The 16,226-nt window shown below is 57.9% G+C and carries 8 protein-coding genes and 2 pseudogenes; 1 reads left to right on the top strand and 9 read right to left on the bottom strand.

Translation table 11 applies throughout. The features are described 5' to 3' along the window. The 8 genes and pseudogenes from ABMA59_RS36085 to ABMA59_RS36120 all read right to left on the bottom strand — a co-directional run. Window positions 1-252: IS66 family transposase (locus ABMA59_RS36085; protein ID WP_484534592.1), on the bottom strand; the 252-nt coding region annotated here is incomplete at its 3' end. A 45-nt stretch (window positions 253-297) separates the two neighbouring features. Beyond that, window positions 298-645, bottom strand: coding sequence for an IS66 family insertion sequence element accessory protein TnpB (gene tnpB / locus ABMA59_RS36090; RefSeq protein ID WP_349010161.1), 348 nt, complete (start codon window positions 643-645; stop codon window positions 298-300). Window positions 646-946: 301 nt separating this feature from the next. Next, window positions 947-1,072, bottom strand: a pseudogene (locus ABMA59_RS36095) (hypothetical protein); the annotation flags it as partial. 15 nt (window positions 1,073-1,087) lie between these two features. Beyond that, entirely contained in the window at window positions 1,088-1,288 is a 201-nt protein-coding gene (locus tag ABMA59_RS36100) for a phage integrase N-terminal SAM-like domain-containing protein (protein ID WP_349010162.1), read from the bottom strand. Between the two features lie 381 nt (window positions 1,289-1,669). Next, on the bottom strand, window positions 1,670-2,650 hold the full coding sequence (locus ABMA59_RS36105) for an NAD-dependent epimerase/dehydratase family protein (RefSeq protein WP_349010163.1): 981 nt from the start codon (window positions 2,648-2,650) through the stop codon (window positions 1,670-1,672). A 152-nt stretch (window positions 2,651-2,802) separates the two neighbouring features. After that, complete coding sequence (locus ABMA59_RS36110; RefSeq protein ID WP_349010164.1) at window positions 2,803-3,261, bottom strand: hypothetical protein; 459 nt, start codon at window positions 3,259-3,261, stop codon at window positions 2,803-2,805. Between the two features lie 317 nt (window positions 3,262-3,578). Then, on the bottom strand, window positions 3,579-8,360 hold the full coding sequence (locus ABMA59_RS36115) for a glycosyltransferase (RefSeq protein ID WP_349010165.1): 4,782 nt from the start codon (window positions 8,358-8,360) through the stop codon (window positions 3,579-3,581). Between the two features lie 316 nt (window positions 8,361-8,676). Beyond that, a complete protein-coding gene (locus tag ABMA59_RS36120) occupies window positions 8,677-11,586 on the bottom strand; it encodes an extracellular solute-binding protein (RefSeq protein WP_349010166.1) in 2,910 nt (969 codons plus the stop codon). A gap of 1,352 nt (window positions 11,587-12,938) precedes the next feature. On the opposite strand from ABMA59_RS36120, the gene ABMA59_RS36125 reads away from it, so the two are divergent. Then, a complete protein-coding gene (locus ABMA59_RS36125) occupies window positions 12,939-15,737 on the top strand; it encodes a glycosyltransferase family 2 protein (protein WP_349010167.1) in 2,799 nt (932 codons plus the stop codon). Window positions 15,738-15,874: 137 nt separating this feature from the next. Here ABMA59_RS36125 and ABMA59_RS36130 read toward each other — a convergent pair. Then, window positions 15,875-16,027, bottom strand: a pseudogene (locus ABMA59_RS36130) (IS5/IS1182 family transposase); the annotation flags it as partial. Between the last annotated feature and the right edge of the window lie 199 nt (window positions 16,028-16,226).

Here is a 16,226-nt window from a genome sequence, read left to right on the forward strand (position 1 = left end):
CACCAGATCTTCGAGCTGAAGTTCCATCTGCTCGATCAGCCGCGCCGTGCGTTCGGACCGCTGGCCGTATTTCTCACGCTTCAGCTTCTCGATCATGAGCTGCAGATGCGCGATCAGCGCCTCGGTGTCCGATAGTTTCGCCTGCGCGCTGGCGGCCACCGCCTCGGCCTGCTTCCGCGCGTCGCGTTCGGCCCGCAGCGCCGTCAAGGCGCTTGCGAGGTCCGAAGGAAGATCGTCCGGCTGCAACATCATAAAGCCAGTGAATCAGCTTTTTCCTGCGATTTCAAAAGCTAAATGCTAGCCAACCCGCGTCGGCCGCCATGTTTTCTGCGGGTGGCGCCAATCGATCCCGGACAACAGATAGCCGAGCTGCGCCGTCGAGATCGTCACCGCACCGTCGGCCGGGCTCGGCCATATAAACCGCCCCCGCTCCAGCCGCTTCGTGAACAGGCACGCCCCCTGGCCGTCATGCCAGATCACTTTCAAAAGATTGCCTCTGCGACCCCGAAAGCAGAACAGATGTCCGCTCAGCGGATCCCGACGAAGCACTTCCTGCACCTGCAGCGAAAGGCCGGGAAAGCCGCGGCGCATGTCCGTGTAGCCCGTCGCAAGCCACACGCGCACGCCGCTGGGGATCGCGATCATCGCAGGCTCTCCAGTCCCCGGATGATCCGCAGCAGAGCCTCGACGTCAACGTCGCGATCCACCACAACGCGCCGGCCCCTCGCCACCACGATCTCGATCCGGCCTTTTCCATTGCTGGTGCGGGGAGTCGAATGCCTCGCATCAATATCGGCCGCAGGCACAACACGCGCTTCGACCAAGCCTGAATCAGCGCCGTTCCAGATACCGAATGCACCTTCCCGCGCCGCCCGGCGCCAGGCGAACAACTGCGCCGGAAAAGGCCGTGACGCCGAGCAACCGCGGATACCGCATCGCCCGACACGAAGCTCTCCTCGACAATCTGACGCTTCGCCTCCGCACTGAACCGGCGACGCCGGCCCGTGTCCACGATCTCCAGAAGCTTGAAATCATTCTTGGTCGTAGTGGTGTCCATACGACCTGTAATCATTCCTGGCGCCGATGTTCACAAGGCGGCACTCCTCGGAGGCGTACGCAGGTCGTCGGCAGTCGCGGTATCCGGTGAACGTCCGAGGAATGTCGCCAGGCGTCCGATGTCGCGAACATAGTTGCGCTGCGTCTCGCGTGAGAAGCGCCGCATGTTCATGTCGTCGATCAGCCGCTGGCGCAGCGGGCTGACGGGTGTGTCGAGAACGGGGTCAGGCATGGTCGGGCTCCTTGTTGAAGAAGCCCGTCATGCTCTGCTCCAGCCGAACGTCGCTCAATGCAGGCGCGACCTCCGGCCCGTGCTCTCTACCTCAAGTGCAGGCGCCCTCCCGCGCCAGCGGGTCGTCCATGGTCGAACGGGCAAACCGAAGGCCAGATCACCAAGCTCAAACTCATCAAGCGGCAAATGTACGGCACGCGCCAAAATCGATCTGCTCCAGGCCAGCCTCGTCGGTATCACTTAGATGGGGTCCGCAGCGAGAATACGTCAGAGCCGAATAGACCCGACTTGGGGTCTTGAGTGGCACGCTGGTTCAAGCCTGATCAGGCGAAGCTGGTCAGGTTTGCACAGCCTGATCGGGCGCGGCTGAAGCTGCCGTCCTCAAATTTCCTTGTTGGGCAAGTTGGCGCGACCGGCACCCTGCGACATCCCGACCTTGCGGAACCAGTCCAGTGTCAACCCAATACCAATTTCGTAAGAGACCTTGCAATGCCATCCTGGGAGGACTTGACGAGCGCGAGTAAGATCCGGGCAACGGTTAGTCGGATCCTGTGCCACCGGTGGGCCGAACTGTATCTCGACCTGCGGGAACAAGCTCTGCACGTACAAGGCAACATCGATCACCGAAATCTCTCGATTGTTACCGATATTAAGAGGTCCCGAAAAGTTTATGCCGTCTAGCCAGAAATAGCGCTCAAGGGCGTCTATAATATCATCGATGTATCCCCAGCTCCGTGATTGCGATCCGTCGCCGTATACCACGATAGGATCTCCGCGGAGCGCCCTCGTCAAGAAATTCGATACCGCCCGTCCATCGTTCGGGCGGGTGCGCGGACCGAAGACGTTGAACAGGCGGACGACCTTAATCCGCATCCCCTCAGTCCGGCTCATCTCGAACAGGAACGATTCTGTGCACCGCTTGCTTTCGTCGTAGGATGACCTCGGCCCGGTGCAGTCGACTGAGCCGCGGTAACTCTCTGGCTGTGGCGAAACGAGCGGATCTCCGTATACTTCCGAGGTTGACGTAAATGCGAACTGCCCGCCCCGGGCTAGCAACTCCCGAAGTCTGAATGCCCCGCGGATGTTCGCTGAGATGGTCCTAGCCGGTTCGGCGATGAACCACGGCGGCGATGCAGGGGACGCGAAGTGATAGATTTCGTCGAAACGTAACTCAGAGTTGAAGACCTCTACATCCGACTTGACGAACTTCATTCGATCGTCACGAATGTGCGCAAGGTTGCTCTGCAGTCCGGTCCAAAGGTTGTCGACCACCACAAGCAACTCAAAGTCAGTTCGACGAAGAAGGCGGTCAACCACGTGCGATCCTATGAATCCCGCGCCACCCGCAACTAAAATGTTCATTCGTACACCTGCCTTTAAAGAGATCATGCCGCAAAATGTAAGGATCGCCACACAAGATGAACACTAAGTAGGCGTGCGCGCCGTTCCTGTTAGTATCTTTTATGCGCGCAGAGTCAATCGAGCGATTGGCCGATAGATTGGGCACTAACAGTCTAAAACGATACCCTTCGTATCCAAGCCAAATCATACTGTTCAAGAAATAATTGCTCCACGCCTCCCGGTAGCCTGCCGGAGATCTTTATTTCATACTCTGCTTGACCGTCATCTGATACAATAGACTGATCTTTAACATCGCCTCGCCAACCAGTGGCGGAAGCGCCGGCGGGAATGTCCATCCGGAAAAAGTTCTCAAGGTCATTCCAGTCAAGAGATACAGATAAATATTTACGATAAAGGCGACGAAATCCAGCCTTAGAGGTATTTGGTCCCGCCGCATACGTCTGATCGCGGGATTCATTGTAAATCATCATAAACACATCTTCTGATATCCACCACTCACCTATCCCTTTCGGATGTCCGGAGAATCGGTACAGCGTTGCAGGGCCGCTAATCACAATTTGCCCGACGGCACCTCTAAACGCCTTGAGGCTGGCTTCTTTGAACTTGCCCATTCGCTGGTCTCCCTGGAATATATCCTGTGCATAGGATGACGTTGATCAACATCTGCGGTCAAAGGCGCGTACCTCGGACGCGCCGGTTTGCAGCAATCGTTCGGCATGGCAGCGGGATTTTCGTGCCCGAGTGTCGGCTGGTCAGTGATGAGTTCATTGACGGATTCCAGGGGAAGAAAGTGAAGGCCATTATCTGGCGTCCGCGGTGTCACGGTTTCCGACGACGCCGTCGTCCATTAGAATCCGTCAACTTAGTTCTCCCAGCCGCCGGGTGGCAAACTCAGGGCCTAATGGGACGACTTCATGATGGCTCAAAGCTAGCCACCTCGGCACCACGACAGCAGGCCACGCTTGGCAAGGAATGCCTTGACATCATCAGGATTCTGAAATCGCCCGAGAATGTCGTCATCATTCTGCCGTCTGAAATTTGGTACGTGATTTTGATCGATTGCGAAACCTAGAAAGTCGGAGAGACGCTTGGGAAGATCAGCATCAAGCAGATTGGAATAATCGATAAACAGCGCCGTTCGCTTCGCTACGGCTAACTGTCCCATGCGTTCTCCATCCGTGCGGCGCTGATACCGCATCCAGCGCTCGAACGCGGCGGAGAAAAATCTGATCTTAGGTGCCTGCCAGGGATCGCCTTCCCCGCGAAACCAAATCCCTGTCTTTTTTGAGATCCGCTCCGAGGAGAATTGTGCGAGCAAGTTGCGGCGACCAAGTTGCACGATGTGAGTGTTACGATCCTCGATCACGCTCGCTGTAACGCGACTATCGAGGAAGGAAAAGTGTTTGAAACCTACAAGCTGGTAGCCAAGTTGCGTCGCGTCGTCGACCAAACGGTTTAGAAAGGCGACAGGATCGCGGTCACGCGTTTCAAGACTCGGAGCGTCTTGGATGGTATTGCCGCGCAGTTGGATCATGTCGCGATGGAAAATCTCGTAGTGGCAGAGCGCTCCGCGCGACGAATTTATGATGTCGCAGAGCAAGGTAGAGCCGGTGCGTGGGCTGGCGAGAATGGCGACCCGTACTGGAGCTCGTCCCATTCGGGCGACAGGGGGCGCGGCGAGTTTCGGTTTTGCGATTTCGGCTGGCCCGCGACGCTTGATAGGTTTGCGTTCTCGGTCTGCCAGCCATGGGAACAAGCCGCTCTCGCTCACCGCTCGCCATAGCGCCTGCGAATATGATCGACCGAAAGCAACCTCGTCGCAGTACAACGGCGGTTTCGAACGCTGCTTCTCTGCTATCTCATTTCTTAAGGCCGCAAGACGAGTGGGATCCCGGGCCAGCGCTGATGCAATTTCGACATAGGCATCGGTCGTGGAGGCACATAGCGCGTTGAGCCCATAAGTCCGCGCCCAGGCCGCTCCTGTGAGCAAACGCAGCCCGTCACCGCCGCGGGTGACAACTGGAGTGCCAACGGAGAGCGCCTCGCAAACCGTGGTTGCGCCTGCATACGGGAAGCTGTCGAGATAGAGATCGGCCGCGCCGGCGATGGCACGGGCACGCTCGGGCGTCTGGGTTTGGAGGAGGATAACGCGTTCGCGCGAAACGCCGGCGAAGTCTAGCGAGCGATCAATTCTCTGCCTAAAACGCGCTTCAGCGAACGCCATCGACCAATTTTTGGCAAACGGATAGAGGACCAGCACAGATTGCGGCGCGGCTGCAAGAATCGAGGCCCAAGCCTCGAGCAGCAAATTTGAGATTTTGTGCGCCATGGCACCGCTGGCGAGCATCGTTGCATCGGTAGCCACACCAAGTTCGTCACGCACAGCTTTTCGGTCGAAGCTGACGAGCGGGGGGAAGGCGAAGGCAGACTGGAGCGTCCCCTTAATAAGCTTGAGAGGCTCATTGTAGTGTCGCTGCGGATTCTCGGGTTCGGCTGCCATGCAACTGATTGCGAGATCGAAGCTGGTGAGACCGCTACTGGCGGGGCATACAGCGCCCGGCCAAATCTGAAGCGGTGCCAACCGATGAGCCAGGATCGCCGTGGCTTTTTCGTAATCCGTGACGAAACAGCCCGTGATGAGGAGGTCCGCGTCCAAAGCGCGGATCGCGGCGACCGAAGCGGCCACTGACATCCCTGCCAAACAGAGTTCCTGCTTGAAAATGTCGTCAATCGGCAGCGCACCTGGATCGTGGCTCATGCGAACCAAAACCAGTTCGAACAGGTCACCGTCGAGATGACGGTACATACCGGAGAGCATCCAGCCTTCCGGATTGGCAAACACGTCGCGCACGAACACAACCACGCGCAGTCGATCCCGCCGCAGTCGCGGCCGGCGATCCATACCGAGCCTTGCCCCAGAACGAGCCAAGACACGTTCGATCGCGCGCGCGCGAATCCGCGCGAAATCGCGCAGTACGCCTTCACCAAACATGGCGCGCGTGCTGCGCAGCGTGTCCAGCGTCGCAGCCGCAAGTCTGAAGGCGGCGCTCGTGGGGGGCTCGCGGGCCAGCACGCTATCAATAGAAGTTAGCAGGCGGCACAGGTAACCGATATACGCTTGTTGCGTCGCGGCGGAGTTCATCTCCGGCGCCTCAGTGAGCCAGAGTGCCAGCGATTCGGGATGCCAAAACATCGGTGGCGGAAAGTCGGGTAACGCCGATGCGCTTTCGATTTCTTGCGGCAACTTCAGTAAAATCGCGATCAGTAGGTATCGCAACCGGTCGACATCGCGCTCGCCAGCAGTTTGCAAGATAGCTTCGGCCTCATGGGCCGTCGCCACCAGATGCCGGGATACAGCACCAAGATCAGCGAGTGTCTTCAGGTCATCGCCATTTGCCGCAACAAGCAGCAAGGCGCGGGCATCGCAGGTCGCGAGGTAGGCAGCCAGCTTGTCGCGCAGTCCGGATACTTCGCTGGCAACAACATCCTCTTCTCGCAGGAGATTGGTGGCAGCGTCGAGCAACTGCCGTCCGAGATGAGAGCGAAGCGTCGTGACCTGCCCAGTCTGAATATGAGGTTTCAACTGCCTCGCCTCGAACGCGAGGCTTAAGATCAACAAGGGCGCGTGAGCCGTCTGTCCGGGCGACATGTCGGCCACCTCCAGCGCAACCAGCGCGGAATGCAGGACCAGCAGAACCTCGCGGCCCGCAGCCTGTTCGGGCACCGAGACGCGCAATTTGCCGGCGCCCACAACCGCCGCGGCGTCCAGCATCTCGCCGTCGAGTGACACCGCCAACAGTTGTGCGTGCCCGTCGACCATTTCAAGTTGAGGCTGGACAAATACTTCGACGGCCATATCGAAAGCTCCAACTGGCAGCGCGAAACGCAGTCGCGCCTCGGCGGCGACGATATGGACCTCGTCGTCCTCGCTATGCAAGAAGCCACCGTCGAGCAACTGCCTACCCCGGCGACTACCGAAGGTGATCTGTTCCCCGGGGTTGAGAAGCACCGGCATTGTTTGGCCGTGCTGGCCCGGCGACTCAACAAGCAGCGAGAGGGTAGCGAGCTCCAGTCGATCCGAGGTCGTATCGGGTTCAAAATCGAAGTTGAGCCGGACGTAGTTACCGACTTGGCTTGTGGCATACAGCGGCAGGATGATCTCAGTCGTACTGCCGGTGCGGCCACTGAACACCTTTTCGTCCTCGTACGAAACGATCAGCCAACCCGGCGGCGGCAAATCGCCAAAATGCAGCGAGAGACGAGCGACATCGCCCTCCGGACGGAAAAAATGCAGCCAGCCGGTGCGACCTACCAACATAGCCGAGTTTCCTGTTCCGGATACCCATTGACCAGTCGAGAGGCGACTTGCGAGGGTATGCCAAACCGACTCCGGCCGGACACCCTCAAAGTAGGGCACTTCCGGGTCTTTGTGTTCGCTGACCTTAATTGCGTGAAGCCGTGCAAGGCGGCAGGTACTGGCTAGCTCGATCTGAAGCCGGCGCGACCTGGCCCAAGGCATCGCTCGTAGAGAGAATCGCGCAACACCTTCAGTCCCTGGACGACCGTGCCATGCGAACTCGTGGTCGACCGATACTGTCAACTCGTCGTCAGATGCGTCACGGAACATGATCTCGACAGTTATCAGGCGCGGCGACGGATCGATCGCGATGACCGCGCGCGAAGTGCCAAGACCGTCCATAGAGGGGAAAGTTGCTGCGTCCAGCCCGATCCACCCGCCAAAGGGAACATGCATCGGCCAGCGCTGCCGCAACAGCTTTTGTGCTGCGTCCCTCCCCATGACACGAGCAAGATTGCGGCCAACGTTAGGGCGCCTGCTGCGCGTCCGTTGCACGTCGCGCAGCGCCACACTTTCGGCAAGTCGAATCTCGGCACGCGCTGCCAGCAGTTCAGCGAGAACTGAAATATCATCCCCCGGATCAGCGAGCTTCTCAGCATTGACCGACAATTCGTACAGAGCTTCTGCGATGTACCGAAGGTTCTCTGGACGGTGGGACGGAATATCCGCGCCGTCGTTGGTGAGCACGTAACTGTTGTGGCCGTGCAGACGATAGGAACCGAGGACATGTGGAATGGGTTCAAAACGCCCGACCATTCCAGCAGCTCTGATCAGGTAACAATCCGCACTGATGCGCCAACGTTCCGTTGGCATCGGCAGAATACGCTCCAACGCCTTTCGTGCGAACGCATTCCCCGAGGTCGGCGGTACATTGAGATCACCATCAGATAGTAGGCGCGGACGGATGTCGCCACAATCGGGGTGAATGGAGGCGCGGTACAGCCCGGTCGAACGGCCGTCCTCGTCGATTGTTTCCAACCCGAATGTCATGACCGCGACGTCGTCGCACCAAAGGCGGATTACCGACTCGACAGCTTCTGGGTTCAGCATGTCGTCGGCGTCCAGGAAGATGACTATGTCGCCTTTGGACCTCGCAAATCCGATGTTGAAAGCGGCTGCCTGCCCGCTATTTTCAGTATGGATCACCTCGATTCGATCGACGTGACCCGCGAGAATGGACGCTGAAGCATCCGTCGAGCCGTCGTTAACAACGATGATCTGATCGGGTGCGCAACTCTGGTGGTCGAGACTGGCGAGGCATGCATCAAGGAAATGCCCGTAATTGTGGCAAGTTACCACGACGGTTAGGGTTGGGCGATGTGGTGACTCCATAATTTCGTTACACAACTCCATAAGTTCGGTTCCAACTCAGGTGAGAGCGTAGATCTTGCAATACGCTATGCACCACGACAATACCGCGATTCAGAAACCGAAAGACGATCGCTAGCCGGCCTTTTGGATGCACGCTGACTATCCTGGTTGCATGGAATTTGCGTTGATGTCAGGCCGTGGCCCTTGTGATCAGAATGCATCCGACTTTGGTCGCAAGCGCTGCACCTGAACTATCAGATACGAACGACAGACGGAAAGAACCTTTAGAAACCTGCGACCAATCAGCAGCGACGTTTTGGGACAGATCGGCTGAACCGCGTTGTCTCCCAAATAGCCACTATGGTTGCGGTGCAGGTAGGACGTTCCCGCCGACGGCCGGAAGGTTTATCAAATTGGCCTTCCAGCTTGTCTCAATCTCGCGAGCTGCCTCCTCACCATTTATTTGGCCAGTAGCTAGCCTTGTAGCTACCTCATTGACAACATTTCCGACTATGGGGCCGACCATTTGGTCCAAATAGAGCTGGTGGTGACTGCTGTTAAGCAGCTCGTCAGCTACGTCGCTCAGGAACGGGTCGGTCACCGTCAGATCCGAGCCAGATGCAGAGGGAATGGAAGCCGCGAGTTCTGCGATTCGGCTTTGTACAGCCCGAGACGTGAACACGCGTAACAGCTCTACGGCCATGTCGGGCGCCTTGCTGTTGACTGCATATCCATCGGCGCCGCCGTAGGTACGTGAATCACCTCCAAACTGCGCGAGACCCGGCATATCCAGGCGCACCAATTCCTCTTTCATCCGGTTGAAGCCTCCTGGCCAGTTCCAGCGCATGGTGTTGAGGCGCCAGTTGCCGGTAACAACCATTGCGGCGCGGCCCTTGGCAAAAGCCATGCCGGCCTCGTCTTCACTATCCGACATGTATCCTGGCTGAAAGGGTTGCAAATCAGAGAGTTGACGCAGCCGCTGCCCAGCCTCGACAAAGGCCGGGGCCAAGAAGCCACCCTCTCTCCCCAAATATGCGTTCTGGAAGGCATCACGGCCTCCGATTTGCTCGGCCAGGCTTCCCAAGATTAGTTGAAATGGCCACCGATCCTGGCCCCCTATCGCGATCGGCACGATGTCATGCGCCTTCAACGCACGGATCGCACTTAGAAGACCATCCCAGGTTGAGAGTTGCTCTGGTTTTGCACCAGCTTCAGCAAGCAGTGTCTTGTTGATCCACAGCGAGACCAACTCGACCGAGGCTGGCACGCCGTAAATGTGGCCATCGTTCACGTAGGATTGGAGCGGTCCGGGACGGAACTCGAGAGCCCAGCCGTTAGACATTTCCTCCGTCAGGTCGCGGGCGAAACCGGCGGAACGCAGGGCCTCAAGATGTCCTCCGCCCCACGTATGCATGATGTCTGGCGGTGTGTCTGAGCCGAGCATTCCGAGCAAGTTTGCTTTATAGTCATTGCCTGATTGATGAGTGATGTCCACATAGTAGCCTGGATGGGCCGTCTCAAAATCGGTCGCCAACTCGCGCCAGAAAGCATGCACCTCGTCGTTCCTGCTCATTGCAGCAATACGAAGCACGATGGGCTGTGCGCCCGCACCTCGGGCAGCCACAGCGGCGACTGTGTGGATTGCGCCGCGCCGCTTCGCATCAGTCTCAGACATGAGAACCGTGCGACCGAAGCGTCCGACCAGTTCCTTAAGTGTCGCTTGGGTGAGGTAGCCATCTCCGTCGAGCGAGGCAGCCCTCTGGAAAGAAGCAATAGCCTTGCGAGTGCCAGCGCCAAACCTCGCGTCCGCTTGCCCGCGGTACTCGCCCGCCACAATCAAGAGTTTCTGGACCGCCACGAGGGCATCGTGCGACAGGGCAAGATCTGCTTCTGCTTCCTGTTCCTGATCTGGCGTGATTTCAACAGCAGCAATCTGGGGCCTGGCAACGTCTGTGGGCGACAATCGGTCCGGCTTCACAACAGGGGCATTTTTTCCGGCCAGCTGTGAGTCGATCTTGACGCTCGGCTGGAGCGACTCCGTCGCGTTGCTGACGTTTGAGGCCAAGGAGTCGTCGATAGCTTTGCGAGCTTCAATCGGCTGCCCGAGGATAAGTATTCCGCTCGTTCCTTCCAGCGAGGCCAGTTTGATCGGAGCAGACAATTGTTCCGTTTCGATCCGGTTCAATTGTTCCTGTGCGGCAGGGGCGAAGGGGCTGTTGGGGAACCTCGAAAGATATCTCTCGAAAATCTCCGGCTCGGCGCTCCCGCGGATCGACAACCACACCAGTCCCTGCTTGACGAACTCCTCGTCTTTGTCCGGTGAATCATTAGCGGGCGCGCCAAGAATGAGCACCGCCGTCTCGTTGTGCCCGGTCAGTCGCCTATAGTATTCGCTCGCCGCCGTTCGTTCCTGTGGATTGTTCAGACCTCTCATTGTTTCGAGAAGTGCAGTCTCGACATTTTTGCCAAGGTTGACGGTTTCAATCGCAGATGGATCAGCCGGATAGAGATAAACCTCGCGCAGTAGCGCCTCTTCCACCCAGGGAACCTGCGCTCCTCGGGTAATTTCGACGACTGTGTTTCGAACCCGGCGCAGCATTGTGCTGAGCTCAAGGCCCGGCCGATCGATCCATTGCAGAAGCGCGGTCGTAAACGGGCTAGTACCTTTGCCACCATCGAAGGCCACCGCGCCAGGGGCCGCCGCGAAACCAATAAGTGTTCCTGCCGCGTTTCGAGGCGACGAGGCAGCGCCGGCCGAGATGCTTCCACTGGCCAGACCGGGCGCTGTCACTACGGCCTTTGTAAATGGATTGTCGCGGCACGCGTCAAGGATAAGGACGGCCGCGTCAGGCTGAGCGGCAACGAGACTTTGATAAGCTTCTGATGCGAGGAGCGCGGATTTTGGCAAGTCGGCCCTCGAACTCATCGAGGCATCGACTGGAATGAGGTAGTTTTCGCCGTCGATCTGCATGCCGTGGCCGGCATAGAAGATGACGGCGATCTCAGCAGAATTGGCTCTCTGCGTGAACTTACGTAGGGCGCTACGCATCGCTCGGAGGTCGGCGTTGAGTACCGTCGTAACCTGAAAATCTAAAGTGGTAAGCTTGTCGGCGATCGCCGCGGCATCATTGGGTGGGTTTGCCAGCGTGCCGGCGTAACGGTATTCGCCGTTTCCAATTACCAGCGCGACTCTTTCGGCTAGTGCGGCTCCCGTAAAGAAAATGGCTAGGACTGTGGCTACGAAAAAGCCGACCGCGAGACGGGACACCCTGCTCCTAAGCTTTGGATACATTGTGGCCACGCCATGGCGCATTTGGGTGATCCTTCGATTGCCCCATACCGCTACTTACTCTTCCTTGCCCAATGGGTAAAGTCGCCTCGCACGGCTAGACGGGTCACCAACTCTGTGCGAATGTAAATCTCATCGCTCGACATTGCATATCTTGGACCGTTGCTGTTTCCGGAGCCGATGATGCCGATAGACGACAAGCTCTCAACGCTAACGCGATCCCTGATTGCGGGTGTTTCGTTGGGCGCTATCGCACTTACTCAGGTCGGCTGTGTGTCCGAGATACCTAGTGTAGCTCAGGCTTCGGCGGAGCGTACCGTTGAGAAACTCGAAGGAAGAGAGCGGGCGCTTTGCAATGCTGCCTTGAGTTCGAAATCTGTCAGCGACGTGAACGCTCTCATGCGAAGATTCCCAGGAAGCCGGTGCATAGCTCCCCTTCTCGGGGCGATGCCGTCTTCTGTATTGTCTGCTCTTTCTCCTTCGGCCGTAGCGGGCCTCAAACCCTCAGTGCGCCAGGCACTTCCGGCGCGTGTGAGAGCCAACCTGCCTTTCAAAGCCGCTGGCGGGTCGGAGCGGGGCGGTGGGTCGGAACGCGCAGCAGGCGCCGGCAGTCAGTACTGAATTCTTGTGTGCACGGCCTCTAGCGACAACGCGATTTGTTATCCAAACTGGCCCTGACCTGTATCGTTTCGCCTGCATTCCGCGCATTTGCGGAACGGTTGGAATTGGCCGGGCCTCTTGCTGATCGCGGACTGATATTGGCGCCGATGGAAATCGGAGTTCCCGAATTGGCTGAGGCCGCGGTCGTCCTCACACTCGGCGATGAAGATATCGATCACGAGAGACTTGTCCACAAGGCCGCGCGGCATGCCCTTCCTATCGTATCCGTCGTCAAGAGTTGGATTCCTGAGCGTTGGCGTCTAGCGGAATTGTTTACTAACGAGGGTGTCCTCGAAGACCGTCGCCCCGCTCGATTGTTCGAGATGTTTGGCAGGCATCTCGACGAAGATTCGGTCTCGGCTTTGGCAGCCAGTCTGCACCTATCGGAGACCTCAGAGACGTGTTCTTTCGAAGCTCCCCGGGCATTCGGGAGTTCGGTTCGACAGCAGATTGCTGCGATTGCGTCAGCCCACGGGCTTGACATAACTTCAAACGATCCACGTGTCTCACTTGTTACAGACGGATGCGGGTACGCCGCAATCACAGCTCTTTCGCAAGGCGACGAAGTCGTCTGTCTGGGAACTAGGGGCTTCGCTGGCCTTGGATTGACGCATGACGCGCCGCAGGCCGCATCTTTGGGGAGCGCGGTTGCTTCACTTGCTTCCTTACGCTTGAACAATCGCGACCGAACAAGAAGATTACTTGCCGTCGAAGCTCTCTTCAACGTCATCCCCTCCGATGCGTTTTCCCTCGCGAGTTCGCTCGACGCTTCAATCACGGCGACGGCGCGGCAGGCGCGCCGCTCGGTGAGCATCGTGATCACAAACTACAATTATCGGAACTTCGTAGGAGCGGCGGTGGAGAGTGCCTTATCTCAGACCGTTCCCGCACGCGAGGTAATCGTCGTAGACGATGGCTCTACCGACGGTTCAACCGAACTAATTTTGAGACTACCGGGCATTGTCCCCGTTCTGAAATCGAACGGCGGTCAGGCCTCCGCGTTCAATGAGGGCTTTTTGCGCTCGAACGGGGAAATTGTTGTCTTTCTTGACGCCGACGATCGCCTGTTACCGCATGCAGTCGAGAAGATCGGCAGCGTTCCGTTGCGGGGCGTCTCACGGGTTCAATTCGGCCTCGAAACGATCGACTCTAAGGGACGCTCCACGGGAATTTACCCAAGCGACACGTCATCGGCAACTGGATATCTAGTAGGACGCCTCAACTCCAAAGGCGGCTTTCCATTTATGCCTACAAGCGGAAATGCCTTCCCGCGCGAGATCCTTGAGAAATTAATGCCGATGCCCGAACAGAACTGGTCGCTTTGCGCGGACCTTTATTTGGTCCTTGCGAGCGCTCTCATTGGAGAAACTCTCAACCTTGGCGTTGCTTTGGGTCAATACAGGATACATGGAGACAACGGGCACTTCAGGCTCCTTGGCGCCGAACCCTTCCTGGCTGGCGAGCGGAAAAGGCGTCAAGCCCTTGCTTGGAAGGACCTTCTGTCGAACGTGCAACGCCTGATGTCGCGCTCTGATGCTGAAAGGAGTGGTCGCGCTCTGCAATGTTTACTGTTGACGGGTTCCGGGGAGCGATCTCTGCGCAAGAACCACTCACTCCGAGCTATCGACATGGTCTTCCGAGCCCCTCGAGCCGACAAGCTCGCTTTGCTGAGGCGGATGTCAAACGCGATTTTTCCACCCAGGCGCGGTCGCTCATCGGACAATACTGAACCGAAGTTTTCGTCGAGAAGGGTGCAAGCCGGCATTGAGGAACTTCAAGATGCTGCTGGTCCATCTACTTGGCCCCTGCTGGCTCCAGGAATACAGGAAAGCTTCTTTTCGGAAGCTTCGTCCGCAATGGCGGGTGTTGGTTGGTCTCGGTCGTTGTTCGACGGCTTAAGAATGGACGCACTTTGCGCAACTCTTGCGCTGCGCCTTCCAGATTGTCGTGCCAACTGGTGGCTCAGGATAGCGTTCAAGTTGTCCGGATCGAACCTCCTACGCCACCTTTCCGTTCGGCTAAATGGGGCACACCTTGATGCCATTGAATTGCGTGGCACAGGAACTTTCGATCTGCGTCTACCGCTGGAACTCATGCCTCTTTGGATGCCTTACCGCGGACCAAGCGCTCGCGCGGCGTGCCTCGAGTTCGAAGTAAAGGCGCCAGACGCCGGTAGAATTGCGCTACAGTCACTGGAAGTAGGGCTCCTACCCGATGTCCCGCCACGGGCACCATGTCTGCCCGTCGGGCGCGAAGTCAACTTTGGACGCGGCGCTGCAATTCGGGATCGCGGCGACCTGAGGCTTCTTTTAGGCGATGACGTCCTCGCCGGAGGATGGGAATGGCCAGATGATAAAGGAGTGCAGATGGCTGGACGTCAAGCTCGGCTTGTCTTTTCGGTCTCAGAGCATGGCGAACATGCTGTAACCGTTGGACTTCCTGAAGACCCCGGCACAGACCTTCGCGAGGTGCTCCAAGTCGTGGTCAACGACACGCTAGTGGCAATTCATACGAGCTCCAACCACAGGTCCTTTTCTTTCGTCCTTCCGATCGAAGGACCGGGTTTGGTTGTTGTTGTTATCGAGGTTTCCAGTCATGCCGCGACAGGCCTTTGGCCCGTAGTTTGTCTGAGCACCATAAGGCTCGACACTGCGCTGAAGGCCGGTAAGTTGCCGATGCTTGTTCCGAACGTCGAGCTCGATGGTCCAATGCTGGAGGACCAAGTTCGGGGATGTGACGGACTTGCAGTCGACGGAATGGTTTCGAGGATCGTAAACAGAAACTTTAGCCTCACGTTTCTCAAGGCGCCGACACTGGTCGGCGTGCGGATTTTGCTGAGAGTCTGTGCGGCGAAAGACTGGGCAGAACCGGTGGCAGCTAGCTTCATGCTGGGGGAGCGGAAGTTCGACTGCTGGCTCGGGCCAGATAATCTTATCGCATTGCCCGTACCAGACGACGCTGGTCATATAATGAGGCTCCGAGGCTATGTAGACGGTCGAGCAGGTATGTTCGCGCTCCGATCGCTGCGGATGGAGCAAGTTGTCGCGCTGAACAATGCCGTCTCTCGAATTGAAACTACCAGACTGGATCCGCTTGCGATCTACTCCTTTGTGGAGATGCCCGAAGACTGGCATCCCGTAATTGACGAGGCGCTATGGCTGGCGGGGCATTCAGGGACTATTCGGTTACCACCGCTCCAGATGGCAGCGCACGCGCTCGATGTGACTGTCTTGAGCTTAGGAAAACCACTACAGCGATTGTGGCTGGCCTGCGGCACCGAACGCATTCAAACCAGCAAGGCCGGCCTTCAAACCCTGCGGCTTCAGATCGCGGACGCGACTACGGGCCTTAAACTTGCTGTAGGATGCGATGCGGTGGTTGGGGCAACCGCCGTCAACGCGACCGGTCCAAGAATGTTGGGGGGAGCTATTTGCTCAATCGCCATTATAACGCAAACCATCCATGGCTAAAACAAGCGTGCGGGAGCTGATACTTTAAGATTTATGGCCTGCTGCCGGTTCCGTGGACACTGAGACGTGCTTGACGGAAATGCAGGGAGGGTTGATCGATTTCGGTATCGCACCGGCGGTTTTCGCCGCGCTGGCCGTCATTCAGACGCAGTTCGCCCCTCGTGCCAGACGAAGCGGGTGAGGTTGTAGGCAAGATTGGCCATGCCGATCTTCGTCCTGGCGCGAGCGATGCCGATCGTGCGGATGAACAGGCCCATCCTGGATTTCTGCTGCGCGAAGACGTGCTCGACGAACGTAAGCGCCCGGTCATGACCGCCTTCCGTAGTGGTGTTCGGATCGGCTAACGATCGGGCTCGGGATGCTGAAGATGGTGTCCATGAGTGGGGCTTAATGGACACGATCCCGTTGGACGGAATGATTGGCGGGGATCTTCGGGGCGAGACAGCGCCCGCACGCCGGCGCAAGTCCTATACCCTCGAAGAGAAGCAG

This window comes from Mesorhizobium yinganensis, from assembly GCF_040081985.1.
Classification (GTDB): domain Bacteria; phylum Pseudomonadota; class Alphaproteobacteria; order Rhizobiales; family Rhizobiaceae; genus Kumtagia; species Kumtagia yinganensis.